This is a genomic window from Microbispora sp. ZYX-F-249 (assembly GCF_039649665.1).
GTDB lineage: Bacteria > Actinomycetota > Actinomycetes > Streptosporangiales > Streptosporangiaceae > Microbispora > Microbispora maris.
On sequence record NZ_JBDJAW010000023.1, the window covers coordinates 77228 to 102394 of the forward strand.

General features: G+C 72.4%; 23 protein-coding genes. 14 read left to right on the forward strand and 9 right to left on the reverse strand.

What is annotated here, in order from left to right; genetic code table 11:
• The first annotated feature begins 21 nt into the window (after positions 1 to 21).
• From AAH991_RS25375 to AAH991_RS25395, 5 genes are all read left to right on the forward strand, one after another.
• Entirely contained in the window at positions 22 to 153 is a 132-nt protein-coding gene (locus AAH991_RS25375) for a hypothetical protein (protein ID WP_346228410.1), read from the forward strand.
• A gap of 938 nt (positions 154 to 1091) precedes the next feature.
• Entirely contained in the window at positions 1092 to 3251 is a 2160-nt protein-coding gene (locus AAH991_RS25380; RefSeq protein WP_346228411.1) for a hypothetical protein, read from the forward strand.
• Positions 3252 to 3398: 147 nt separating this feature from the next.
• Positions 3399 to 4778: a multicopper oxidase domain-containing protein gene (locus AAH991_RS25385; RefSeq protein WP_346228412.1), complete on the forward strand. Its 1380-nt coding sequence runs from the start codon at positions 3399 to 3401 to the stop codon at positions 4776 to 4778.
• Between the two features lie 97 nt (positions 4779 to 4875).
• Positions 4876 to 5622, forward strand: a complete 747-nt coding sequence (locus tag AAH991_RS25390; protein ID WP_346228413.1) for a YcnI family copper-binding membrane protein — start codon at positions 4876 to 4878, stop codon at positions 5620 to 5622.
• Positions 5619 to 7376 carry a copper resistance CopC/CopD family protein gene (locus AAH991_RS25395; protein WP_346228414.1) on the forward strand — a complete coding sequence of 586 codons (1758 nt, stop codon included), beginning with the start codon at positions 5619 to 5621 and terminating at the stop codon, positions 7374 to 7376. The genes AAH991_RS25390 and AAH991_RS25395 overlap by 4 nt, the downstream gene beginning before the upstream one ends.
• 67 nt (positions 7377 to 7443) lie before the next feature.
• On the opposite strand, the gene AAH991_RS25400 is transcribed toward AAH991_RS25395, so the two are convergent.
• From AAH991_RS25400 to AAH991_RS25415, 4 genes are read right to left on the reverse strand one after another with little or no spacing between them, the layout of a single operon-like run.
• Positions 7444 to 8538: a type III PLP-dependent enzyme domain-containing protein gene (locus AAH991_RS25400; RefSeq protein WP_346228415.1), complete on the reverse strand. Its 1095-nt coding sequence runs from the start codon at positions 8536 to 8538 to the stop codon at positions 7444 to 7446.
• The gene (locus tag AAH991_RS25405) at positions 8535 to 10199 is read right to left on the reverse strand and encodes an IucA/IucC family protein (protein WP_346228416.1); all 1665 of its coding nucleotides are present in this window, start codon (positions 10197 to 10199) and stop codon (positions 8535 to 8537) included. The genes AAH991_RS25400 and AAH991_RS25405 overlap by 4 nt, the downstream gene beginning before the upstream one ends.
• A gap of 3 nt (positions 10200 to 10202) precedes the next feature.
• The gene (locus AAH991_RS25410) at positions 10203 to 11822 is read right to left on the reverse strand and encodes an IucA/IucC family protein (protein ID WP_346228417.1); all 1620 of its coding nucleotides are present in this window, start codon (positions 11820 to 11822) and stop codon (positions 10203 to 10205) included.
• Positions 11807 to 12970 (reverse strand): ATP-grasp domain-containing protein, encoded by a 1164-nt coding sequence (locus tag AAH991_RS25415; RefSeq protein WP_346228418.1) that lies wholly within the window; start codon positions 12968 to 12970, stop codon positions 11807 to 11809. The genes AAH991_RS25410 and AAH991_RS25415 overlap by 16 nt, the downstream gene beginning before the upstream one ends.
• 127 nt (positions 12971 to 13097) lie before the next feature.
• Here AAH991_RS25415 and nudC point away from each other — a divergent pair, with 127 nt between their 5' ends.
• Entirely contained in the window at positions 13098 to 14012 is a 915-nt protein-coding gene (gene nudC / locus AAH991_RS25420) for an NAD(+) diphosphatase (protein ID WP_428834027.1), read from the forward strand.
• A 20-nt stretch (positions 14013 to 14032) separates the two neighbouring features.
• On the opposite strand, the gene AAH991_RS25425 is transcribed toward nudC, so the two are convergent.
• Together AAH991_RS25425 and AAH991_RS25430 are read right to left on the reverse strand one after the other, a co-directional pair.
• Positions 14033 to 14272, reverse strand: a complete 240-nt coding sequence (locus tag AAH991_RS25425) for a mycoredoxin (RefSeq protein ID WP_169948803.1) — start codon at positions 14270 to 14272, stop codon at positions 14033 to 14035.
• Positions 14273 to 14348: 76 nt separating this feature from the next.
• Entirely contained in the window at positions 14349 to 15377 is a 1029-nt protein-coding gene (locus AAH991_RS25430; protein ID WP_346228420.1) for an alpha/beta hydrolase, read from the reverse strand.
• A gap of 147 nt (positions 15378 to 15524) precedes the next feature.
• On the opposite strand from AAH991_RS25430, the gene AAH991_RS25435 reads away from it, so the two are divergent.
• The 6 genes from AAH991_RS25435 (at position 15525) to AAH991_RS25460 (ending at position 20306) form a co-directional block, all read left to right on the forward strand.
• Positions 15525 to 17591 (forward strand): ATP-dependent DNA helicase UvrD2, encoded by a 2067-nt coding sequence (locus AAH991_RS25435; protein WP_346228421.1) that lies wholly within the window; start codon positions 15525 to 15527, stop codon positions 17589 to 17591.
• Between the two features lie 24 nt (positions 17592 to 17615).
• Complete coding sequence (locus AAH991_RS25440; RefSeq protein ID WP_346228457.1) at positions 17616 to 18512, forward strand: acyl-CoA thioesterase; 897 nt, start codon at positions 17616 to 17618, stop codon at positions 18510 to 18512.
• Between the two features lie 110 nt (positions 18513 to 18622).
• Positions 18623 to 18913, forward strand: a complete 291-nt coding sequence (locus AAH991_RS25445; RefSeq protein WP_346228422.1) for a hypothetical protein — start codon at positions 18623 to 18625, stop codon at positions 18911 to 18913.
• A gap of 121 nt (positions 18914 to 19034) precedes the next feature.
• Positions 19035 to 19298, forward strand: a complete 264-nt coding sequence (locus AAH991_RS25450; RefSeq protein WP_079315495.1) for a WhiB family transcriptional regulator — start codon at positions 19035 to 19037, stop codon at positions 19296 to 19298.
• Positions 19299 to 19338: 40 nt separating this feature from the next.
• Complete coding sequence (locus AAH991_RS25455; protein ID WP_346228423.1) at positions 19339 to 19521, forward strand: hypothetical protein; 183 nt, start codon at positions 19339 to 19341, stop codon at positions 19519 to 19521.
• 359 nt (positions 19522 to 19880) lie between these two features.
• Complete coding sequence (locus AAH991_RS25460; protein ID WP_346228424.1) at positions 19881 to 20306, forward strand: hypothetical protein; 426 nt, start codon at positions 19881 to 19883, stop codon at positions 20304 to 20306.
• A 3-nt stretch (positions 20307 to 20309) separates the two neighbouring features.
• Here the strand turns inward: AAH991_RS25460 and AAH991_RS25465 are convergent, their stop codons facing one another.
• Positions 20310 to 21653, reverse strand: a complete 1344-nt coding sequence (locus AAH991_RS25465; protein WP_346228425.1) for an ABC1 kinase family protein — start codon at positions 21651 to 21653, stop codon at positions 20310 to 20312.
• A gap of 131 nt (positions 21654 to 21784) precedes the next feature.
• Positions 21785 to 22843 carry a ThiF family adenylyltransferase gene (locus AAH991_RS25470; protein WP_346228426.1) on the reverse strand — a complete coding sequence of 353 codons (1059 nt, stop codon included), beginning with the start codon at positions 22841 to 22843 and terminating at the stop codon, positions 21785 to 21787.
• A gap of 200 nt (positions 22844 to 23043) precedes the next feature.
• Here AAH991_RS25470 and AAH991_RS25475 point away from each other — a divergent pair, with 200 nt between their 5' ends.
• Both AAH991_RS25475 and AAH991_RS25480 read left to right on the forward strand, forming a co-directional pair.
• Entirely contained in the window at positions 23044 to 23559 is a 516-nt protein-coding gene (locus AAH991_RS25475) for a M48 metallopeptidase family protein (protein ID WP_346228427.1), read from the forward strand.
• Positions 23556 to 24131 carry a glycosyltransferase family protein gene (locus AAH991_RS25480; protein ID WP_346228428.1) on the forward strand — a complete coding sequence of 192 codons (576 nt, stop codon included), beginning with the start codon at positions 23556 to 23558 and terminating at the stop codon, positions 24129 to 24131. Before AAH991_RS25475 ends, AAH991_RS25480 begins: the two co-directional genes overlap by 4 nt.
• A gap of 1 nt (position 24132) precedes the next feature.
• Here the strand turns inward: AAH991_RS25480 and AAH991_RS25485 are convergent, their stop codons facing one another.
• Entirely contained in the window at positions 24133 to 25131 is a 999-nt protein-coding gene (locus AAH991_RS25485) for an endonuclease/exonuclease/phosphatase family protein (protein ID WP_346228429.1), read from the reverse strand.
• Between the last annotated feature and the right edge of the window lie 36 nt (positions 25132 to 25167).

The window sequence follows — 25167 nt, forward strand, 5'->3', positions numbered from 1 at the left end:
CGCGGCTGGCAGCATGACGACATGATCATGCAGATGGACCGGCATGCCGGCGGGCAGGCCGTCGGCGGTGGAGGCGGGACGCTGAAGGAGCCGGAAAGCGAGGAGCCGGAGCGTGCTCCGGCCCATCGCCTCTTTCACCCACAAGACCACTGAGCGCTTGAGGACATCACGCTCGTATTCCGGCTCGGGGCGGTCCTTCTCCCACGCGGCCTTTGGCGTCTCATGAGTCGTGAAAAGTGCCGGTGTGTGTCACGCCGTGCGTCCCGTCGCCGGCGATGGAGTAATCGGTGGACCCTGGCCGTTGGGCCACGTGACGCGGCTTGTTCGTTGCGTCCGCCGTCGGCCGTTTGCATTTGTTCGTCAGCCGCCTGAGGGGCGCGAATCCCGCTCTGTCAGTTCGACCTGATCTTGGTGCTGAACCAACCCGATTCACGGATCCCGCCGCGCCATGTTGAGGCGTTCGTAACCGTGTTGCGCGTGATCGCCAGTTCACTGTGAGTTAACTGCGCCGAGCCGCGCGTGAAACATCATCACGCTCGTATTCCGGCTCGGGGCGGTCCTTCTCCCACGCGGCCTTCGGCGTCTCATGAGTCGTGAAGGGTGCCGGTGTGTGTCACGCCGTGCGTCCCGTCGCCGGCGATGGAGTAATCGGTGGACCCTGGCCGTTGGGCCACGTGACGCGGCTTGTCTCGGGGTCGTTTCGTCCGCCGTCGGCCGTTTGTATTTGTCCATCAGCCGCCTGAGGGGCGCAAATCCCGCTCTGTCAGTTCGATTTGATTTCGCTACTGAACCAACCCGATTCACGGATCCCGCCGCGCCACGTTGAGGCGTTCGTAACCGTGTTGCGCGTGAGCGCCGGTTCACTGCGAGTTAACTGCGCCTAGCCGCGCGTGAAACATCCGGCTGGCGTCATCGATCTCACCCCACCTCAGGAGGAGTGCATGCATTCTCCCCCACGCGGCATTCTCGCCGCCCGACGCCGGGCCAGTCGACGACGACTGGCTTGGCTGCTGACCCCCATCCTGGTATTGGTAACAATTGGGGTCAGTCCTTCCGCATCCCAGGCGCTTCCGATCGGTGTAGGAACGCCGGTGCAATTCACGCTCACCGACAACCAGGGTGCGTGGTTCGACACCGGTGCGACGCTGTTCGGCACGCGGTCGCTCGGCGTCGCCGTGACGCCGCGGACCAAGCTCGCGTCGCTGCCGTTGAACACCGACACGCTGCTCAACGGCGATCTCGGCGGCGGCCTGCTCAACCTGCCGCTGCTCGACGGCAACGCGCCGCTGATCGGCAGCCTCGGTGTGAACGTCAACAGCCTGCTCAACCTCGACCAGCTCAACTCGGCGGTCGACGCGGCGGGCGGCTTGCTCGGATTCCTGAACCCAACGATCCAGCGTGCCAAGACGCAGATCAACCAGCTCAGCCAGCAGTTGTCGACGGTGCCGGACAGCAGCGCCGTCCCGCTCGGCAACCTGCCCGTGGGGCTCGACCTGATGCGCACGCTCAACGAGGTCGCCGCGCTGGCGCCCGCGGACCTGAGCCTCGCGCCGAAGGCGAAGTTCACGGTGGCGGCGCCGGCGGCCGCCTCGGCCCACTCGGTGACCAGCCTGATCTGGCCGGTCGGCGCGCAGCCGCTCGACCAGAACAGTGCGTTCATCGGCAACGCCGAGGCCAACCTGACCGAACCGGGCCTGTACGCGTGGGTCTGCAAGATCCACCCGTACATGCTCGGCGCTGTGGTCGTGGACGACCCGCTCACGCCCGGCCTGGACTTCGGCAAGAAGCTCAACGTCAACGTCAAGGGCGGAATCGTCGTGCCCAGCTCGGCCGACGTGGTGCAGGAGCTCGTGCAGAAGTTCTTCCGGATCACCACGCCCGACAACTGGCAGGTCTTCAGCAACACGCAGACCAAGAACTGGAACCCCTACTACCCGCCCGCGCCGATCCTGCAGTATGACGCGAACGAGCAGCCGGTGATCATCCCGAGCCTCGACGCGTACTACAACAGCAAGTTCAACGAGGGCGTCACGCTGCCCGCGCTGACCCAGCGGCCGAGCGTGCCCGGCGTCGGTGAGCTCTGGGTCGACACCCAGATGGAGCAGTACGCCGGCAAGGTCAAGTCCGGCGCGGCGACCAAGGTCGACGTGCAGAACTGGACCGTAGCCCGGAAGGTGGCGCTACCACAGATCAACCTCAACAATCCGCACAATATGTGGTCGGACCGCGATGGAAAGTACATCTATCAGACGGAATGGTTCTCCGACCGCCTGACCGTGTTCGACCGGACCACGGGTAAGCTCGTGCGAACTATCCAGGTCGGCCCGGACCCATCCCATGTGATGACCCGGACCGACACCGACCAGATCCACGTCGCCATCAACGCCGGCAACGCGGTGGTCGAACTGAGTCCGGGTGCCACGCAGATCGACAGACGCATCCTGGTGCAGGGTCCCGGCAAGACACCGGCCCACCCGCACGCGCACTGGATGAGCGCCGACGGGCACACCATGGTCACGCCGAACGTCAACCACAACGACTCGACGATCGTCGACGTGCCGTCGGGCTCGATCCAGGAGGTGCAGACCGAGCAGCTGCCCATCGCGACCGGCATGATGCCGGACTCCTCGAAGTACTACGTGGCCAACTTCCTCGGCCAGAGCGTCTCCTGCATCTCGCTGGACGGGCCGGCGTGCCGCAGCGACAGCGGCACGAACGTCGGCTACAAGGCCATCAACCTGTGGGCGAACTACGACATGGTGACCGGGGCGACCACCGGGAGCTTCGGCGGCCTGCCGATCCAGATCCCGGTCAGCCCTGACGGCAACGTGGCGTTCGTGGCGAACACGCTCACGAGCAACATCGCCGTCATCGACACCAAGACCGACAAGGTCATCAAGTACCTGCCGTGCGACTCCGGCTGTCACGGCATCAACTTCGGTGCCAAGCGCGGCGGCGGCTACTACGCCTACGTGTCGAGCAAGTTCGCCAACACCCTCGCCGTTATCGACCCCGACCCCAACGGCGACGGCAGCCCCGCCGACTCCACGATCGTCGGCAAGATGGTTCTCGACTCGGCCGCGGGCACCGCCGTGGATGACGTCGTGACCGGCTACAACGGCATGGGCGGGCAGGGCGTCTTGCCCTACCCGATCGTCTACAACGGCTGGGTGCAGAACGCCACGCCGGAGATGGCGAACCAGCTCACGTGTGCCCAGCTCAACCCCATCAACCCGGGGGTCTGCGAGTAACTGCGGGCCCGCACTGCGGGGGAGGGACCGTAAAGCGGACGGTCCCTCCCCCTGACCAGGGCCCCCGATCGCGCACCACCCACGCCGGTCCATTCGGCCGCCGACACGTGGGCGCGTGCATTCCACAGTAGACGAGGAAGTACACCCATGTCTGATACGACCGCGCCGGAGCCCTTCGCGGCCCTCCGGCGTGCCCTCTCCAACGCCTCGCCACCGGTACGGCGGCTGATGCTGATCGGCGTGATCGCGCTCTCGATGCTGGTCTCCGGCGTGGCACTGTTCGCGCCGAAGGCCGCGAACAGTGCCACGAACCACACGATCGCGATCAAGAACTTCGCGTTCACACCGGACGTGCTCACGCTGGCGCCCGGCGACACGGTCACGTTCGTCAACCAGGAGACGGACGGTACCGTCCACGCCATCCGCGGCGACTTCACGTCCCCGGACCTGCCGCCCGGGGCGAGCTTCATGGTCACCGTCAGCGCCGCCGGCTCGTACAACTACTACTGCAGTTTCCACCCGTACATGACCGGCATCATCAACGCCGGAACGGCACCGCCGTCGCCGTCGCCGTCCCGGTCACCGAGCGCGAGCCCGTCGCCGTCCCGCTCACCGAGCGCGAACCCGTCGCCGAGTGGCAGCCCGGGCGCGAGCCCGAGCCCGAGCGTCACCCCGACGCCGCCGCCCGGCACCGCGCCCTGCGACAAGCCGGTCCTCGGCGCCGACCAGGGCGATGGCACCCGGCTGGCCGCCTACGAGCTGGTCGGCACCGTCAAGGTGTTCAAGCTGTGCATGTCGCAGACCGACTGGGAGGTCTCGCCCGGGGTGGTGAAGCCGGCGTACACGTTCAACGGCATAGTGCCCGGCCCCACCATCAAGGTCAACGAGGGCGACAAGGTGCGGGTCATCGTGCAGAACGACCTGCCGGAGCACACGGCGGTGCACTGGCACGGCATGCAACTGCCGAACGCGCAGGACGGCGTGCCGGACATCACCCAGCCGCACATCATGCCCGGCGAGACCTACACCTACGAGTGGACCGCCAAGTCGACCGGAACGCACTGGTACCACTCGCACATGGGCGGCGGCCAGGTCGGCCGGGGCCTCTACGGTGCGCTCCTGGTGACCCCGACGCTGGGCGACATCGCCGCCGACAAGCACTACACCATCGAGATCGGCGACGGTTCCAACGGGTTCACCTTCAACGGCAAGTCGTACCCGGCGACCGTGCCGCTGACGGCGGCGGTCAACCAGAAGGTCCACGTCCGGCTGATCGGCACGGGCCCCGAGATGATCCACCCGATGCACCTGCACGGGGTGCCGTTCCAGGTCGTGGCCCAAGACGGCAACAAGCTCGCCTCACCGTACACCGTGGACACGCTCAACGTCGGCGTCGGACAGACGTACGACATCGTGTTCCAGCCCAAAGAGCCCGGGAAGTGGTTGCTGCACTGCCACATCTTCTCCCACTCCGAGGGACCCAACGGCATGATCGGCCTCGTGACGGTCGTCAATGTAACGGCCTGATCGCCGGCTGAACCCGCCTCCGAACCCGTGCCGGTCAGCCGTGAGCGCACCTGGCCGGCACGGGCTTCACATACCGATACGCGCAAGGAGTCCGTGCATGAAGCCCATCCGTGCCGTCGCCGCGACGCTCGTCGCCGGCGTCGCCGTCCTGCTCGCCCCCACCTCGCCGGCGTGGGCTCACGTCACCGTTTCCCCCTCGGTCGCCACCACCGGCGGCCACGGCACGTTCGCGTTCAAGGTGCCCGACGAGCGCGCGGACGCGAACACGACCCGCGTCGAGGTCGTCTTCCCGGAGAACGCCCAGCTCACCAGCGTCTCCCTGCGCCCCGTCCCGGGCTGGAAGGCCACTGTCACCACCCGGCAGCTGCCGAACGCCGCGTCCGCCGGGCCCGACGACGAGGCCGCCAACAAGGCCGTCACGGGCATCGTGTGGGAGGGCGGCGCCATCAAGCCCGGCGAGTTCCAGGTCTTCGAGGTGTCCCTCGGCCCGCTGCCCACCACGCCCGGCCAACTCGTGTTCAAGGCGCTGCAGACCTACAGCAACGGTGAGGTCGTCCGCTGGATCGACATCCCGGAGGCCGGCGCGCCACGGCCCGAACACCCGGCGCCGGTGATCGACGTCAAGCCGGCGGACGCGCAGGCCAACGCGCCCGCCGCGGCCACCCCCATCCCCACCCCCACCCCCACCGGCGACAGCGTCGCTCGCCTGCTCGGCTGGGCCGGCCTCGCGCTCGGCGCCCTCGCGCTGCTGACGGCGGCCGCGACCGGGCTGCGCCGGCGCACCCCGGCGCCGGCCTCCGCGCCGCTCGCGGAGGCGGAGACCGCCGCGCGGCTCTCGCCGTGACCCGCACCAGGACGCGCGGCGCGGGGCTCGCCGTCCTCCTCGCAGGGTTCGCCACCGCCGTGTCCCTCGTGGTGGCGAGCCCTGCCTGGGCGCACGCGGAACTGGCCGACGCCGCGCCGGCCAACGGCCAGATCTACCAGGACTCCCCTCGGACGCTGCTGCTGCAGTTCACCGACCCGGTGACCGTGCCGCCGGACGGCGTGCGGCTGTTCGGCCCAGACGGCGCCCGCATCGGCATCGGCGCACCGGTCCACCGCGTGGGCGACGACACGTCGGTGGAGGCCCCGCTGAACGGGAAACTCGCCGACGGCGTCTACACCGTCTCATGGCGGGTGGTGTCCTCCGACAGCCACCCGGTGCAGGGCGCCTACACCTTCACCGTCGGTACACCGGGCAGCCGCCCGGCCGGCGTCACACCCCCGGGCGATCGTTCCGGCGATGCCGCGACGGCGTACGGCGCCGCCCGGTGGGCCGCGTTCGCAGGGTTCGCCGTGCTGGTCGGCACCGCGTTCTACCTGGCGTGGTGCTGGCCGGCCGGTGCGCGGCGACGGCCGGCCCGGCGGGCGTTGTGGGCCGGCTGGGGCGCCAGCCTCGCCGCCGCGATCGCCTCCGGCCTGTTGTACGGGCCGTACGTGGCCGACGGCGATCTGGCGGGCGCCTTCGACCCGCGGCTGCTGTCCACGACGTGGGCCACCGGCCTGGGCCGTGCCCTCGGGATTCGCGTCGGTCTGCTGCTCGCCGCGGCGCCCGCGCTCGTCTGGCTGCTGAACCGCTACCCGGACGCGCCGGACCGCCGCACGCGGTGGACGGCCGCGGCGGCGGTGCTCGCGGCCGCCGCGGCGCTCGCCGCGACCTGGAGCATCGCGAACCACAGCGTGACGGGCCAGGCCGGCGGGTTCGCCGTGCCGGTCGACGTCGTGCACCTCGTCGCCGGCTCGGTCTGGCTCGGGGGTCTCGTCGCGCTCGCCATGACGCACGTGCCGGCCCGCGACGCCGTGACCCTGCGTGTGGCGGTGCCCCGGTTCTCGCACACGGCGCTGGTGTGCGTGACGCTCATGGTCGCCACCGGCCTGTTCCAGGCATGGCGGCAGGTCGGGTCGCTGCCGACGCTGTTCGCCACCGCGTACGGCCGGGTTCTGCTGGCGAAGGTCGCCCTCGTGGTCGTGCTGGTCGCGTTCGGCGCCGCCGCCCGCGGATGGGTCGCCCGCCATTACGGCGCGGGCGGCAACCGGCGCCGCGGCGGCCCTGACCCGCACCAGCTCTACGCGTTCTACCGGCGGCTGCTGGCCGAGACGGCGGTGGGCGCCGTCGTGCTCGGCCTGTCCGCCGCGTTGGTCGCCATGGAGCCGGCCCGCTCGGCGTACGCCGGGCGCCGCTCGACGGCGGCGCCCGCGAACACGGCGGCGCCGGTGCCGGCCGTGCCCACACCCGTGCCGTTCTCGGCCGGCTCCGGCCCCGCCGCGCGCGGTGCGGTGCTGCTCGCGGTGTTTCCGCCCAAGGTGGGGCCGGCGCAGCTGCACCTGTCGGTGCTCGACCCGAACGGCGCGCCGCTCAACGTGCCGGAGGTGCACGCCGCCATGACCCTCACAGACCGGGACCTCGGGCCGATCCCGGTGGAGCTCCAGGGCGCCGGCGGGCACTACATCGGCCAGCTGAACCTGCCGTTCCCGGGTCGCTGGCAGGCCGTTCTCACGGTCCGCACCACGGAGACGGACGAGGCCACGGTTCGCGTCGTGGTCGACGTGAGCGCATGAAGGGCGGATTCGGACACGCCACGCGGCACGCGGGCCGAGATCCACACGGCGTCAAGGTTCTCGGCCCTCAGCTCAAATGATGGAACTCGGGCTTCGGGTGCATGAGGAAGTCGTGGTGCGAGATGTTCCACGCGTACGCCCCGGCCATGGCGAAGGCGACGACGTCGCCGACGGCGAGTGAGGCGGTGACGCGGCGGGCGAAGACGTCCTTGGGGGTGCACAGCTGCCCCACGAGGGTCACCGGCCCGTCCGCGCCGTCCCCACCCCTCGGGAGCACGGCGAACGGCTGGTCGTGTCCCTTCGTCACCGGGGTCCGCAGGTGGTGCGTGCCGCCGGACAGGACGGCGAAGCGCTCCCCGTGGACGCGTTTCACGTCGAGCACGGTGGTGAGGTACCACCCGCAGTAGGCCGTCAGGGCGCGTCCCGGCTCCACGCGCAGGGTCTCGCCCGGCAGCGCCAGCCTCCGCAGGCCCGCGCCGTACGCCGCCCAGTCGAACCGCTCGTGCGGGCGGGTGTAGGAGACGGCCATGCCGCCGCCCAGGTTGAACTCGCGCAGGCCGAGGCTCCTGCCGTATTTGAGGACGGCCTCGCCGAGCGCGAGCAGGTCAGGGGCGGCCAGGCCGCTCGCGAGGTGGGCGTGGAGGCCGCGCAGCCGCACCGGCGAGGAGCCGAGCAGGGCCAGGCACTCGGCGATCCCGCCGGGGTCCATGCCGAACGGTGTGGCCCCGCCGCCCATGGTGAGGGCCGCGCCGGTGACCTCGACGTCGAGGTTGACCCGCAGCAGCACGTCCGCCGGTTCCCGCATCCGCCGCAGCTCGGCCGGGCTCTCGACGTGCCAGCGGTACGCCGAGGGGGCGAGGGCCAGCTCCGCGCCGGTCTTCCCCGGCCCGCCGAAGCTCACCGGGATCTCCGGCAGCACCGCCCTGACGTGGGCGAACTCGCCGCCCGAGGAGACCTCGAAGCCGTCCACGTGCGGTGCCAGCGCACGCAGCACCTCCGGGTCGGGATTGGCCTTGACGGCGTAGCAGATCTCCGTCCCCGCCAGGGCGGCCCGTACGCCGGCGGCGTGGCGGGCGAGCCCGGCCAGGTCGTAGACGTAGGCGGGGACGTCGTCCAGCGACTCGGCGACCTTCCGCACGCCCGCCGGGACCTCGATGCTCATCGGCGCTCTCCTTCCGCCACGCACTCCACGCCGAGCGGGTTCGGGACGGGCACGTATCCGGCGGCCCGGTCGGCCGCCCTCGCCCAGCGCACGCCCAGGTTGGCCTTGGCCGGCAGCGGCGCCCCGGCCAGCAGCCGCGTCAGCGGTCCGGCCGGGCCGGGAGCGTGGTCCTCCACATAGCGGCGCAAAGTCGCACGGGCGGCCGCCCACAACGCGCGCAGAACGCCGTCGGCCGTGTCAGCCACTGTGTCTGCCGCCGTGCCGCCGACCGTGTCAGCCACCGTGTCAGCCGCCGTGGCGGCGACCTCCGCCAGGTGGTTGACGAACAGGCAGTAGGCGACCCGGTCCCAGCCGCGCGCGGCGTCGTACGACAGGGGGCCCGCCACCGCGCCCGGCAGGCCGGTCAGGTCGTGCCGGCCGGCGACGAGCTTGGTGCCCTCCAGGTCGCGGAAGACCGCCTCGACGGGCCATCCGCCGGAGTCGAAGCCCACCAGCACGTTCTGCACGTGCGCTTCGAGCGCGACGCCGTGGCGGAAGAAGGCGTCGAGCACGGGATACGCCACGCGCTCGACGTAGGCCTCCCACCACGCGACCGGGTCGGCCGCCCGGCGGGCCAGGACGGCCTCGGGGACGCCGTCCGCGCCGGCGGCCAGGGCGCCGGCGAGGACCGGCGTGGTCCCCGGCCCGCACACCGCCCACGGACCGGTACGGACGATCACCCCGAGCCCTTCGAGCAGCCGGGTGCCGAGGGCGGCCGATCGGTAGCCGGGCTCCGGCAGCCACCGCGTGCCGGGGAAGCGGCGGGCCAGCCCGTCGAAGACGGGCCCGAGCCGCCGGGTCAGCTCGACCGCGCCGGACAGCTCGTACCACGCGTTCTTCCGCACGCAGTTGGTGATCCGCACGTCCAGGCTGAACTTCAGGCACATGCCGGTGCCCGGGTCGTAGACCGTCCTGACCGACGACGTGGGCACGACCGCGCGGGGGCCGGGCCCGAGGTCGGCGAGCCGCCCGTCCGCGAGCGGCCCGCGCAGGTCGGCGGCGAGCAGATCGAGCTGCCAAGGGTGGGCGGGCAGCACGACGTACCCCTCCGGCGCGCCGCCGAACGCGTCGAGCGCCGTCGTGTCGCCCTCCTGGGCCACCAGGTCGGCGCGTACGCCGAGCAGCCGCGGGGCGAACCGCGCGTGCGTCTCCGGCGCGTAGTCCAGCCAGCCGTCGCCCTCGCGGGCCTTCGGCGCCGGGTGGAACGGGTGCCCGGCCACCAGCGCCTGCTCGGAGGCGAGCCATGGATCGGCGGGCGGGACGGCCCGCGCGCGGGCGGCGAGGATCGCCGCGACCGCCTCGCGCCCCGCGCGGACCTGGGCGGCGAACTCCTCGTTGCCGCCGTCCAGCTCCCGTTCCACCAGCGCGACGAGCGAGGGCAGGTCCAGGGGCCGCCACCGCCCCTCCGCCAGCTGCTCGGGCGGGCCGTCGAAGCGCAGCGCGATGCCGCCGCGGACGCGTACGCGCACGGGCGTGCCCGCCACGCGCAGCGTCAGGTGGGGCCCGGCCGCGCGCACGTCGCCGCGCGGGCCGCCGACCTCGCGCAGCCAGCAGCGCAGCAGTGCCCCGAGCGCCGCCTCCTCGGCCGGGGCGGCGTGCGGGTCCAGCAGGAGGCCTTCCATGGCTCAGGCACCCCTCAGATAGTTGGGGCCGGTCGTGCCGTAGAACTTGTTCACGTCCGCGGCCCCGGTGCGGTCCTTGGCCACGAGCGTCCCCGCGACGACCATCGACTTGCCGGTGAGCCGGGCGGCGTCCAGCGTGCGGGCCCGCAGCAGCCGGGCCATCGGGTCGTCCCCGTACGGCTCGAGCGCGGCCCGCAGGGCCCGGGCGACCAGCGTGGCGCCGGAGCCGGGCAGCGCGCCGTGGGCCACGGCCATGGCGGCCAGATGCAGGGTGATCGTCACGAAGAGGTCGGCGAGCGCGTACGGGTCGTCGGTCAGCATGCGCTCGTCGCCGAAGCCGGGCGCCTCGATGCCCGCCGCGTGCAGCCGGCCCGGCGAGGCCAGCAGCCCGTCGTCGTCCTTGACCAGCAGCCGCATGGGCCCGTCCCCGAACAGCAGCGCCAGGTTCTGCTGGTGGGCCTCCAGCGCGACGCCGTACCGGACGAAGAGCGTGACGTTCCACTCCAGCAGCACCGCGAGGTAGTCGCGCAGCAACGCCTCCGCGTCGCCGCCGTGATGCCGCTCGGCCACCTCGTGCAGGACGAGCCGCCCATCCGCGTCCGGGAGCGGCGCGAGCAGGGCCGCGACCGGCACGATCTCGCCTTCGGGCAACCGGCGGACGAGCCAGCCCAGGTATTCGTGCTCCGCGTGCCCGTAGGTCTGCTCGTCGGCGAGCGCGACGCGCAGGCCGGGCTCGCGCGCCAGGATCCGGCGCAGCAGCGACTCGGCCAGGGCGCCGTCTCTCAACGTGCCCGGTCTGATCGACCGGCGGTTGCGCAGGCCCAGCGTGCTGGCCGCCAGCGGCACCTTGAGGTGGACGCGCTCGCCGACCTCGACCGTACGGGTGGACAGGGTCGGCCGCACGGCCAGGTACGGCTCCCGCCCGGGGACCAGGCCGGGCAGCCCGGCCACCAGCGGCTCCGTCAGCGGGTGGACGGGGAAGAGCACGTGCGTGCGGGCCAGATCGGACGGCAGCCCGGCGTCCCCGGGCACGGGCCACCAGCCCGGCAGGTCCGGCCGGGAGAGCGTCACCCGCTCGCGCGGCGCCGCCGTCCACCGCATGAGGAACTCGGGGGCGAACTCCGGGGCGTGCGCCGCCAGGCCGGCCGGGGAGACCCCCAGGCGGCAGCGGGCCGTCGGATAGAGCGGATGGTCCACCGCGGCGGCCAGCGACTCGTACCGGATGAGGCCGTGACGCCCGCGCAGCCGCCGGGCCACCTCGCCGCGCATGCGGTGATGGGTCTCCAGGGCCGTGAGGGCCTCGTCGCACTCCCGCTCGAAGGCGGCGACCCCGTCCGCGTCGGCGGGGTGGGCGACGGCCTCCAGCGTCTCCAGCACCTCCGCCAGGCGCAGGCGCTCGTGCGGCGCGGTCGCGAAGTCCTGGAACGGGTCGCCCGCCGCGAGGCCGACCCGCCGTCCGGATGCGAGGACGATCGCGACCCCGTCCCTGTCGTGGGTGACCCTGGCGGAGATCCCGGCGTAGTCCTCCCGCAGCAGCGCGTTCAGCACCCGCGCGGCCAGGTAGTGCTCCCGGTCCGTGACCTTGCGGTGATCGCGAGCCGCCCGGATCATGTGAGCACCCAAGGATGCTCCTTCTTGAAGGCGTCGATGGCGGCGTCGACGCTCGCGCGGTCCGGGCCGGCGGCGCGGAGCAGGCCGAGGTAGTCGCGGTTGGTCCCCGTCACCTCGACATGATCGCCGATCCCGCGCAGTGCCCGGTGCCACAGCCGCACGCCGCCGTCCGTGTGAGGCGGGCAGAGGTCCGGTGGCGCGGCGGTCACCGTGCCGGACCGCTCGGCCACGAGGCTGACCACGGACCCGTACGCGGCGCGAAGGGCGTCGAAGTCGAAGGCGGAGAGCGGTTCGCCCGCGTGGACGCGCAGGATCCACTGGTGCAGGGGCACGCCGAGGAGGTCCGCCAGCAGGAAGTCGCAGTTGTCGCCGATCAGCCGATAGTTGATCTCGATGACGCGGGGGCCGTCCCGGGTCACGGCGTACTCGGTGTGGCACATCCCGAAGCCGACCCCCGCCGCGTCGAGCGCCGCGGTCAGGTGGGGCAGGTGGTCCGCGTCCGGAGGCCGCCAGTCGAGGCGCTCCTCGACGAAGTGCGGCAGCGGGCCGAGCGTGGTGGCGAACCCGCCGACGACCCGCCGGGAGGCGCCGTCGCCCAGCGTCTCCAGCGTGCGGAGCGGCCCTGCGAGGAACTCCTCCGCGACCAGGACCTCCTCCGGGCGCCGCCGCCTGATCGCCGCGACGGCGTCGGCCAGCGCCTGCCGCCCGTCCACCAGCACGACGTCCTCGCTGGCCACGCCCAGCGCGGGCTTGACCACGACCGGGTACGGCAGGGCCTCGGGGAGGTCCGCGCCGGGAGGGATCCGTACGGTCCTGACCGGTTCGACGGCGGCGAGGGCGCGGCGGGTCAGCGCCTTGTTCTTGGCGGTGACGCAGGCCCGCCAGTCCTTGCCGGGCAGGCCGAAATACTCGGCGGCGAGCGCGGTGGCGGCCTGCAGGTGGTCGGAGTTGGAGAAGATCACATCCGGCCGGTGATGGGCGGCCACCGCGTCGATGACGGCCCGGGCGTCGCGGACGTCCGCCGCCACGACGTCGTGCCCCGGATACCGATCAGGCTGGTCGGTGAGTATCGTCACGTCCCAGCCCAGCGCGGCCGCGGCGGGAAGGAACCCGCCGGTCACCGAATCGGTCGGGTTGAGCGTGGTGAGGTACAGCCGCACCGGCCCTCCATAGGTAAGGCTAACCTAAGTGAGAGCATCCTAGTCCCGACGTCGATCATTTGACGGGCGAACGCCACGGGAGGGGAGATTGCCGGGGCGGCGCCGGTGGAAGGATGACGGCGTGGAAATCGCGGACGGACTGCTCGGCCCCCTGCTCCTGGCGAGGAGCGCCATCGACCGCTCGGCGGCCCTGCGTGGCGACGAGGAATGGCTGCGGAACGCGTGGGAGGCGGACAAGACGAGAGTCTTCCTCATCCACGACGGCCGCACGCTGGTGCGCCGCTTCAGCGACGGGGCGGCCCTGATGCTCACCTCGCCGGCCGAGGCGCCGGAGGGCACGCGTTACCTGCTGGGCGTGGACGAGGACGGCGTGGCCTACTTCGCGGTCAACGCCCCCCTACCCGAGCCCATCCAGAGCACCGGCGACGCCGCGGGCCTCAGGGAGGCCGCGGTGCTGCTCGACGACCGCGACGCGGGGCTGCTCGTCTACGCGGTGGCCCTGGAGGCGTGGCACGCGAGCCACGAGTACTGCCCGCGGTGCGGCAGCCGTACGGACGTCACCGCGTCGGGCCACATGCGGGTGTGCCCGCGGGACGGCAGTCAGCACTTCCCGCGCGTCGACCCCGCGGTGATCATGCTGGTGCACGACGACGAGGGCCGGATCCTGCTGGCGCGCGGCCCGCAATGGCCGCAAGGCCGGATGTCGGTGCTCGCCGGGTTCGTCGAGCCGGGGGAGTCGCTGGAGCACGCCGTGGTCCGCGAGGTCCTGGAGGAGGTGGGCGTCGCCGTCACCGCGCCGCGTTACCTCGGCAGCCAGCCCTGGCCGTTCCCGCGCAGCCTGATGCTGGGCTTCTTCGCCCGCGCCGTCACCACCGACCTGCGCCCCGACCGGGAGGAGATCGCCGAGGCCCGCTGGCTGTCCCGGGAGGAGCTGGAGATCCAGGTGCGCTCGGGCGAGCTGGTCCTGCCCGGCCAGGTCTCGATCGCCCGGCGGCTGATCGAGACCTGGTACGGCGCGCCGATCCCCGACACCGGCTGGTGATCCCAGCGGCGCCGGCGATCTCAGCAGGTGCCTGCGAGGTGCCGTTTCACCTCGGCGACCGAGGGGTTGGTCATGGTGTGGCAGTCCGCGACCACGGTGGGAACGACCTGGTTGCCGTTGTTCACGCTGGCGACGAACTCGGCGGCGTCGGGGTGACGCTCGATGTCGACCTCGCTGAAGGGGATGCCCTCCCGCGTGAGCTGGCCCTTGAGCCGCTTGCAGGGCCCGCACCAGCTCGTGGTGTAAACCGTCAGCGCCATCTGTCGTCCCTTCCGTACGCATCGGTGTTGCCGAGAGCAGTCATGGCAACATCGCCGGCGCGCCGGGTGTTCCCGCCTACCGCTGAGGCGGGGACACGGCGGGCGACGCGGCGGGCGACGCGGCGGGCGGCGCGACGCGCCCCAGCCTGGCGACGATCCACGCCTGGACGGTCTCGGCGACCCCCGGCTCCCGGTACAGCGGCGCGCTGTGCTGGGTGCCCGCCATCGTCTTGACGACCATCGGAACCCCGACGGTCTGCAGCGACTCCTTGAGCATCTCGCTCTGGTACGGCGGGACGAACTCCTCCGACGAGTGGATGGTGAGCATGGGCGGGTCGCCGGCCGAGGCGTGGAACGGCACCTCCATGCTCGACCAGACGCGCGGGCACTTGGCGGGCAGGCAGCCGCCGGCCAGCTTGATGGCCGCCTTGCGCAGCTTCTGCTGCTCCTTGCTGCCGAACGCGCTGCCGTCCGCGAACGCCGACAGCGGCGAGACGGGCGGGGAGATCCCGACGACCCCGCGCAGGCCCGGCCGGCCGTCGCCGTACGCGCCGACGGCGGTGGCGAGGTGGCCGCCGGCGGAGAAGCCGAGCAGCACGTAGCGGCTGGGATCGGCGTTGAACATCGCCGCGTGCCTGCGCACGGCGTTGACGGCGGACATGACGTCGGTGCGCTGGGCCGGCCAGGCCGCGTCGCCCGACAGGCGGTAGTCGAGGTTGACGACGGTGTAGCCGAGATCGGAGTAGCTGCGGGTGATCGAGGTCATGTACTTCTTGTCGCCGCCGGACCACCAGCCACCGTGGATCACGAACACGATCGGGCGCCGCGGACCGGCGGTGTGCCACCACACGTCCATGATCTGGCGCGCGTGCGAGCCGTACGCGTAGGTGCGGACCCTCGGGCCGGACGGCGAGGCCGTCGGTGTGGCCGGCGGTGTGGCCCGCGACGAGGAGGAGGCCGACGGGGACGGCGAGGGCGACGGGCTCGCGGAGGTCGTGGGGGACGGAGCGGGGGAAGCGGAGGGGCGGCGGACGGGATCGCCCGCCGAGGCCGCCCGGGCGGCGGGCGGGGTGAGCATGAGGGTGGCGAGGGCGGCGGCGCCCATGCCTAAAGCAGTTCGGACCGCGGTGGCCACGGCGTGTTCCTCCCCGATGTAGCGTCGTGCGCCGACCGGTCGCCGGGACACGCTCGGTCGGCTGCTGGAAGGATGATGCCAGTAACAACGTCCGCAACGCATGTCAGGAGCCGCTCCTTGGACGTCCTCGAGGGTCTGGATCCCGAACAGCGTGAGGTCGCCCAGGCGGTGCGCGGACCGGTGTGCGTGCTCGCCGGGGCGGGGACCGGCAAGACCCGCGCCATCACGCATCGCATCGCGTACGCCGTGCAGACCGGGGTCGTCGAGCCGCAGGGCGTGCTCGCCGTGACCTTCACCACCCGCGCGGCGGCCGAGCTGAAGCAGCGGCTGCGCGGACTCGGGGCGCCCGGCGTCCAGGCCCGCACCTTCCACGCCGCGGCCCTGCGCCAGCTCAGCTACTTCTGGCCCAGGGTGGTCGGCGGCGACCCGCCGCAGGTGGTCGAGTCGAAGCTGCCGCTGCTCGTGGAGGCGGCCCGGCGGCTGCGCAGGAACCCCGACCGCGGCGAGCTGCGCGACGTCGCGAGCGAGATCGAGTGGGCGAAGGTCACCCAGGTCGGCCCCGAGGACTACCCGGCCGCCGCCGTGAAGGCCCGTCGCACCCCGCCGATCGCGCCCGAGGAGGTGGCGCGGCTGTACGAGGGATACGAGAGCCTGCGCCGCCAGCGCAACCTCATCGACTTCGAGACGATCCTCGAGCTCACGGCGGCCGTCATGACCGAGCACCGCGAGGTCGCGGCGCAGATCCGCCAGCAGTACCGCTATTTCGTGGTCGACGAGTTCCAGGACGTCAACCCGCTGCAGAAGCTGCTGCTCGACACCTGGCTCGGCGGGCGTGACGACGTGTGCGTGGTGGGCGACCCCAACCAGACCATCTACTCGTTCACCGGCGCGACGCCCCACTATCTGACCAACTTCGCCGTCGAGCACCCGTCGGCGGCCGTGATCAGGCTGGTGCGCGACTACCGCTCGACCCCGCAGGTGGTCACGCTGGCCAACCGCGTCATGACGCGCTCGCCCCACCGGCTGGAACTGGTCGCCCAGCGGCCGGACGGACCCGAGCCGGTCTTCACCGAGTACGACGACGAGCAGGCCGAGGCGCTGGGCGTCGCGCTCACGGTCAAGAAGCTGATGGCGGACGGCGTGCCCACCCGCGAGATCGCCGTGCTGTTCCGGGTCAACGCCCAGTCCGAGGCGTACGAGCAGGCCTTCACCGACGCCGGCGTGCCGTACCTGCTGCGCGGGGCGGAGCGGTTCTTCGAGCGGCCCGAGGTGCGCCAGGCCGTGGTGCTGCTGCGCGGGGCGGCCAGGTCGGCGGGCGAGGAGCCGCTCGCGCCCGCCGTGCACGCGATCCTGTCGGGGATCGGGCTGACCGCCGAGCCGCCCGGGGGCGGCAAGGCCAGGGAGAAGTGGGAGTCGCTCAAGGCGCTCGCCGACCTGGCCGAGGACATGGCGGCCGAGGGCGCCGACCTTCCCCGCTTCGTCGGCGAGCTGGAGCGCCGGGCGATGGAGCAGCACGCGCCGCCGGTCGAGGGCGTGACGCTCGCCTCGCTGCACGCCGCCAAGGGCCTGGAGTGGGACGCCGTCTTCCTCGTCGGCCTCACCGACGGCATGGTCCCGATCGTCTACGCGGAGACGCCGGACCAGGTCGAGGAGGAGCGGCGGCTGCTGTACGTCGGGATCACCCGGGCCCGCGAGCACCTGCACCTGTCGTGGGCGCTCGCCCGCTCGCCGGGGGGCCGCCGCGCCCGCAGGCCGTCGCGCTTCCTCGACGGGCTGTCCCCCCGTACGACGGGCCCGGCCAGGGCCGAGCGGCCGGCAGGCGCGGGCGGACGGGCGAAGCGGTCGGCGGCGCCGCTGCACTGCCGGATCTGCGGCCGGACCCTCGCCGCCGCGGCCGAGCAGAAGCTGGGCCGCTGCGCGACCTGCCCGGCGGACTACGACGAGGCCCTGCTCGAACGGCTCAAGGCATGGCGCACCGCGGCGGCCAAGGAGCAGAAGGTCCCCGCGTACGTCGTCTTCACGGACGTCACCCTCCAGGCCATCGCCGAACGGGTGCCCACCTCGGAGGAGGACCTGCTCTCGATCGCCGGAATCGGACGCGTCAAACTTGAGCGGTACGGCGACGCGGTCCTCGAGCTCTGCCGCGGCGCCGACAGTGTTCCCGATAGTGTTACTGACGAGTAATATCCGCGCGTGCTGGAGGCTCCCGTGAACTCGGCCCTGAAGGAGCTGCTGGACCTGCTCGATCTCGAACAGATCGAGCTCGACATCTTCCGGGGGCGCAGCCCGGAAGAGCGCATCCAGCGGGTCTTCGGCGGCCAGGTGGCGGCGCAGGCCCTCGTGGCGGCCGGCCGTACGGTGCCGTCCGACCGGATGGTCCACTCGCTGCACGCCTACTTCATCCGGCCGGGGGACCCGGCCGTCCCGATCGTGTACAACGTGGAGCGGGTGCGCGACGGGCGGTCGTTCACCACCCGGCGCATCACGGCCATCCAGCACGGCAAGGCGATCTTCTCGATGTCCGCGTCGTTCCACATCGAGGAGCCGGGCGTGAGCCATCAGGCCGCCCGGATGCCGGAGGTGCCGGCTCCCGAGACCCTGCCGACGTTCCAGGAGCGGATGCTCGACATCGTGGGCGACGAGCCGGGCTGGCGCGAGCTGCTGGCCAGGCCGCGCCCGGTCGACGCGCGGTACGTGAACGCGCTGACGTGGGAGGCCGCCCACGACCCCGCCCTGGTCACCGCCGAGAACAACGTCTGGTTCCGGTACGACGCCGACCTGCCCGACGATCCGCTGCTGCACGTCGTGCTCGCGGCCTACGCCAGCGACTTCACGCTGGTGGACACCGTGCTGCTGGCCCACGGCCTCGCCTGGGGGTCCTCGGCGGTGTCCGGCGCGTCGCTGGACCACGCCATGTGGTTCCACCGGCCCTTCCGGGCCGACGACTGGCTGCTCTACGCCCAGGAGTCGCCCTGGTCCGGGGCGGCGCGCGGGCTCGCCCGCGGGCAGATGTTCACCGCCGCCGGAGACCTGGCCGTCTCCGTGGTTCAGGAATGCTTGGTGCGGGTGTCGCCCGCGCTCCACACCGATGTCACGAAGTCGTGAAAATCGCAGGTAGAAAATAGGTTGCCCGCCCTGCCGCGGCGGTTTAGGGTCTTGGACAAGTCAGCCGGACGCTTCGGTCCGGCGATCGCACTGAAATGGAGGTGAGTCCCGTGAGGAACATTACGACGTCCCGCACGCTGTGGCTCGCCTCCGCATGCCCGGCCGCCATTGTCATGCCGACGAAACTGCGGCGTGGCGAGGCCGCCCCTGCCCAGGCTCTGATCACCGGAGTCGCGGGCTCGGCCGCCTTCGGCGCGTTCGCCCGCCCGGCCAGCCACGGCAAGCTCGCCCACCAGCCGGTCTATGTGAACCGGCCGATGAGCGATGAGCAGATCCGCGCCGCCGCTCGCGGCGGTGCGCAGGGTCCGCACGACGCCTGGAGAGGACCAGTCATACCCTGACCGGTCTCCACCTCCGGGCCGCGGATCCGCACCAGGATCCGCGGCCTTCTTGTTTGTCGGCCACGAATCCACACCCCACAACGAGGACACCCAGACCAGAACATTCGAAGAGGTGACGCAGATGGCGGCCCCGGTCATGGACCTGATCGAAGCCGAAATCCCCTGTCGTACCGACCCCGACCTGTGGTTCGCCGAGTCCCCCGAGGACGTGGAGTTCGCCAAGGCGCTCTGCGGCGGCTGCCCGATCCAGAAGGCCTGCCTGGCCCGCGCGCTGGAGCGCGAGGAGCCGTGGGGCGTCTGGGGCGGGGAGCTCATCCTGAGGGGGGTCGTCGTACCCCGCAAGCGTCCCCGTGGACGCCCGCGCAAGTCTCCCGTCGCCGCCTGACCAGCAATTCCAGCGATTTTTCCGGAAGGAACCGATCCAGATGAGCATCTCCCCGATCACCGCCCTGTATCTGAATCAAGAACTGGCGCACGAGCGAATACGGACCCTGCACGAGGAGGCGGCGCAGGAGCGGCTGGCCGGCCGGATCAGGAGCGTGCAGAGGGCACGTCGGCAGGCCGAGCGCGCGTCCCGGCGGCTGAGCTCCGCGCTGGCGCGCATGTGACGCGATAGCGTCCACCGCACCGATTCGTCCGCAGCTCGTTGAGATGGGCGGTCCCCGACGGGACCGCCCATCGTCGTGTCGCGGGTGGCACTGCCTTCCTCCCCGTGCGGGAGTCACCGGCTTCCTCCCCGTGCGGGAGTCACCGGCGCGGCACGGACCGCCGGACGCCTGGCCGCGACCCCGAGGTAAAGAAGCGATCACCGGACGCACAGAAGATCGCCCACCGCGAGAGACCACCGCGACCGCGGGGTATGAGCCGGAGCGCCCCGGGCCGCACGGCCGTACGGGGCAGGCCGAGCGACGCGCGAGCGGTGGGTGGGACTTGGATGGGCGAGCGGACGCCTGGTGCGCTTGATCACGTGGTGGGCGCGCGACGGCCGGCCGCCACCGCGCTCGTGATCGGCTTCGTGATCGCACTGTGGGGGGCGGCCGCGCCGGGAGCGGAGGCCGCGCCAGCGCCGATGCCGGGAGCGCTCCGGGCCCGTCACACCGACGGCCACGGCGACGGCGACGGCCATGGCGGAGGAGCGACCCAGATCAGCGGCGGAACCGACACCTCGAACGCGCCCTCCATCAAGAGTCCGGTCAAGCAGATATCGACGGGCCGGCGCAACGTGAACGCGCCCGCGGCCAACAGCGCCGTCACCTTCGCCGGCGTCCAGCAGGTGTCGAGCGTCAGCGTCTTCACCAACACGCTCAACGGCAACTGCAGGAAGGGCATCAACCGCTGTGTGATCAACCAGACCCTGAAGGCGGTGGAGAGCCGGGGCGGCGCCGGCAGATGACGCTCAGGTCAGGGTGAGCGCGCTGTCCTCCGACTCGCCCGCCTCGTCGCCGAAGCCGGGCACCCAGCGCACGACCTCGTCGCGGAAGCGGGCGGTGGCGCCGAGCTGGCACAGCACGCCGACGCCCGCCGCGTGCACGCGGTGGATCAGCACGTACGACGCGGGCAGGTTGAGCTGGCGGACCACGTTGTTCGGCCGCAGGTCGGCCACGGTCGCCGCCTGCTCCCGCAGCCACTCCCTGCTAAAGGCGAACTCCTCGACCCGGGTCGGCTCGACGTACGGCGCGAGGAAGGCCCGCAGGGCGTCGGGGTCGACCTCGATGTGCGGGCGGATGAACCCCTCGTCGCGCAGCCCCCGCACGACCGTGTCCATGTCGCCCTGGTTGAAGATGCGGGTGAGCCTGCCGAACACGACGGGGTAGCCGCCCGGCATGCGGTTGACCGCGCCGAAGTCCAGCACGCCGAGCCGCCCGTCCTCCATCAGCCGGAAGTTGCCGGGGTGGGGGTCGGCGTGCAGCATTCCGACCCGGGCCGGCGAGCAGAACAGGAAGCGGACGAACAGCAGGCCCGCGTGGTTGCGCTCCTCCTGCGTGCCATCGGTGATGATCTTGGACAGCGGGGTGCCCGTCATCCACTCGGTGACCAGGACCTGCTCGTTGGCCGCGATCACGGCGGGCACGTGGAAGTCCGGGTCGTCGCGGAACTCCTCGGCGAACGCGTGCTGGGCCTCGGCCTCCTTGAGGTAGTCGAGCTCCTCGGCGACCCGCTCCTTCAGCTCGGCCAGGACCGGCTTGATGTCCAGGCCCGGCAACATGGCGCCGAAGAGCTTGCCGAGCCGCGCGAGCTGGTTGAAGTCGGAGATCAGGGCCTTGCCCGCCCCCGGATACTGGATCTTCACGGCGACCGGGCGGCCGTCGTGCCACACGGCGCGGTGCACCTGCCCGATGGACGCCGCGGCGCTCGGCCGGTCGTCGAACTCCAGGAAGTTCTCCCGCCAGTCCTCGCCCAGCTGCTCGGTCAGGACCCGGTGGACGGTGGCGGCGGGAAGCGGCGGCGCGGCGTCCTGCAGGCGCGTCAGCGTCGCCCGGTAGGGCCCGGCGATCTCGGGCGGCAGCGCGGCCTCGAAGATCGACAAGGCCTGCCCGAGCTTCATGGCCCCGCCCTTGAGCTCGCCGAGCACCTTGAAGATCTGGTCGGCCGTACGCCGCTGGATCTCCTGGGTGACGATCTCCGCGGAGGCGCCACCGAGCCGTCTGCCCAGTCCGAGCGCGGTGCGGCCGGCGAACCCGAGGGGGAGCGTGGCGAGCTTGGCCGAGCGGGTCACGGCACGGTGGGGAAGGTCACTCACTCGACCATTCTTAGCGATGGCGGGGGCTTTCGACCACAATTTACTGTTCTGATCCCCACGTGACGGGCGGCGACGTCAACGAGAGCCGGGGATTGCGTCAAGTGTGTTCTTCCTCACACAGCCGTCCGCCGTCACGCGGTGCGGCCGGACACGCCGCCGGGCAGGCAGTCGCACCGGTCGTGGGCGTCCAGGCGGCGATGCCGCCAGCGCCATCCGGGCGACACCTCCAGCAGGCCCTCGGGCACGCGTCCCTCGTCGAGATAGGCCAGGGCCTGCCCGGCCGCCTGCGCGGCCACGAGACAGGACAGCACGACGTCGCAGGCGATCTCGCCCGCCGGATACCCCCCGAGCCGGGCGCCCACGAGCGGCCAGGACGGGTCCCGGTCGCGGCGGGTCAGATCGAGGCAGCGCAGGCAGGGGGTGAGCCCGGGGACGACGAAGGGTCCCACCGAGCCGTGGCCCTCGAACGCGCAGACGAGCAGGTGCGCCACACCCTCCGTGACGATCTCGTGGACCAGGGTGGCGTCGAGCGGGGCGGCGGGCGCGAGGATCACCAGATCCGGGCGCACGCCGCCGTCGGACAGGCGGGAGGCGGCCCGGCCGGGCCAGGCGTTGACGGCGGGGGAGATCCGCCGGGCCGCGAGCACGGCGGCCTCCTCGCGGGTCATCCCCGTCTCCGCGCGGCCGATTCCGCCGGGGACCACGTCCCCCGCGGTGGCCGTGCCGGGATCGACCACGCAGATGTGACCCACCCCGGCGGCGGCGAGCAGGCTGACGACCCGGGCGCCGACCCGGCCCGCGCCGTACACGCGGACCCGCGCCGCCCGGCGTGCCGACAGGGCGCTCATGCCGCCGTCGGTGGCGGTCAGCGACAGCCTGTCCAGATCGGGACGGAGGCGGTCCCGGTCGGCCAGAGGCAGGTCCGCCAGGGGCTCCGGACGGACCGCGGCGTCCTCGATCAGGCCGTGCGCGGCGAGCCGGGCGACCACCTCCCGGGCGGCGGCCTCGTCGAGGCCGCTTCCGGCCACCGCCTGGCGGAGGGTGCGGGTGCCGTCCAGGCCGTCGATCAGGCGGCGCACGGGCGGCTCGACACCGGTCAGCACGACGGCCCGCAGCGGATGGACGCCGAACTGCAGCGTGCGGCCGTCCCGTTCGACCCGGCGCAGGACGGGCTTCAGGCGAGGTCTCATAGTCGCCAGACCATGCCATACGCCGGGCGGGCCGGGCGCCGGAACCGGTGGGGCTGTGGATAATTACCGGGGTGTTCGTGGTTGGTGAATATCCGCAACCCCGTAGTTTTCACGCCCGCAAGGTCACGTTCGCCCGATTGACCAGGGAGAACGTGTATCACCCCCTGTGGAATTCGGCGCGTGTCGGCTACCTTTCATATGTGCCCCCCGAGACAGTCGAGGTTCGTCGGAGCGCACGACGGCGGCGAACCGTTTCCGCGTACCGCGATGGAGACAAAACCATCGTGCTGCTTCCGGCCGGTCTGAGCACGACCGACGAGGAGCAATGGGTACGCCGCATGCTCGACCGCCTTGCGGCGAAGGAGCAGCGAAGACGCCCGAGCGACGACGACCTGCTCGAACGGGCGATGGAGCTCTCCGCGCGCTATCTCGACGGCAAGGCCGTGCCGGCCAGCGTGCGGTGGGTGGAGAACCAGCTCCACAGATGGGGTTCGTGCACGCCCGACCACGGCACGATCAGGCTGTCGGCCCGGCTGCGGGGCATGCCGGCCTGGGTCGTCGACTACGTCATCATCCACGAGCTCGTCCACCTGCTCGTGCCGAGCCACGGGCCGCGGTTCTGGGCCCTCGTCGAGCGCTATCCCCGCGCGGAACGCGCGAGGGGTTTCCTGGAAGGCTTCTCGATGGCGGCCAACGGCGCCCCGGAGGAGTGTTGACCCGGATCGCCGCGGTGCTCGTCACGCCGGGCATGGCGGACGCGGCTCCGCCCGGCGTCGACGCGGCCGCGTTCCTGACGGCGATCGCCGAGGACACCTACGAGATGGTCGCCGGGCTCGAACTGGTGCGGCCGGTGATCCTGTCGGCCGGAGTGCCGGGCCTCGAGGACATCGCCTGGCCGGGCACGCCCGTCCTGCCGATCGCCTCTCCCGCCGAGGCGTTCGCGGCCCTTCCACCGGGGGAGGAGGCGGTGGTCGCCAGCGCCGACGCCCCCGACATGCCGCCCCTGCTGATCGGGAAGCTCTTCCGCGAACTCGGCCGGGCGCACCTCGCGGTCTGCCCGGCGGAGGGCGGCGGCGCGGTCGCCGTGGCGGCGCGGCTGCCGGTTCCCGGCTGGGCCGCGCCGGACCTCGACGAGCCCGACGCCGTCGCGGCGATGCGCCGCCGGGCGCCCGGGCCCCGCATGGTGGCCACGGGTCCCGGCTGGCACCGGCTCAGGAAGCCGCAGGACGTGGCCCGTCTCGACCCCGGCCTCGAAGGCTGGGACAACACCCGGGCCCTGCTGAGCTGAATCACGGGCGTCCCGGCAGGCGGAGCTCGGCGAACAACGCCCGGTGGTCGCTGCCCGGGACCGGGTGGACCCCGGTCCGCACGGCCGACGCCCTCTCGTCGTACAGCACGTGGTCGATCGTGATCAACGGCGGGTGCCGCCGGTTCGCCGGCCAGGTGGCGGTCAGGCCGTCGCCGGTGGCGTCGGCCGCGTCCGCGTATCCCCGCCCGAGCACCGCGCGCAGGTCCGCATGGTCGAGGCTCGCGTTGAAGTCGCCGGCCAGGACGCGTACGACGCCGGGGGAGGCGGCCGGGAGCGCCGCCAGCTCGGCGGTCCACTGAGCGACGTCACCGTTGCTCAGCGGCGCGAGCGTGTGCACGTCGACGATCTCCACCGGCGGCCCGGACGGCAGGGCGAGCCGGGCCGCCGGCATGTTGTGACCGCCCTCGGGCGTGAAGCCGGGCGCCTCCGTCAGGGGGTGGCGCGCGTAGATCCCGCTGCCCGAGGGGCCGGGCCCGTCCTCCAGATGCCGGTACGGCAGGAGCCTCCCCAGGCCCGCCGCGTCCAGCGCCCCGACGGCCTCGGGAGTGAGTTCCTGGGTGGTGAGCACGTCCGGTCGGAGCTCGCGCACGAGGTCCACCACGGTCGCGGCGTCGCCCGCGCCGAAGAAGAGGTTGACCGTGAGGATCCGCAGCGTCGGCCCGGTGGCGGTGGGGGCCGACCCGGCCGCGCGGGGCAGGACCACGGCCGCCAGGAGGACCGACGCCGCCGCCGCCACCGCGATCACGGCCGGCCGGCGGGCGGCCAGCGCGACCAGGACCGCCACGAGCGACGCGGCCGCGACGTACGGCGTGCCCGTCATCAGCGCGACGGCGGCGCCCCCGACGCGATCGGCGCCGGTGAGCCGGGCCGCGGCCCAGACCGCGAACGGCGCCACCGCGACCCACGCCAGGCGCGGGGAGACCCGCGGCCCACGGCGCGGGGGAGAGACGATCTCGCCGCCCACGTCCAGCTTCGTCATGCGGGTGACACTAGCCACCGATTGTGCGAGGCGGTG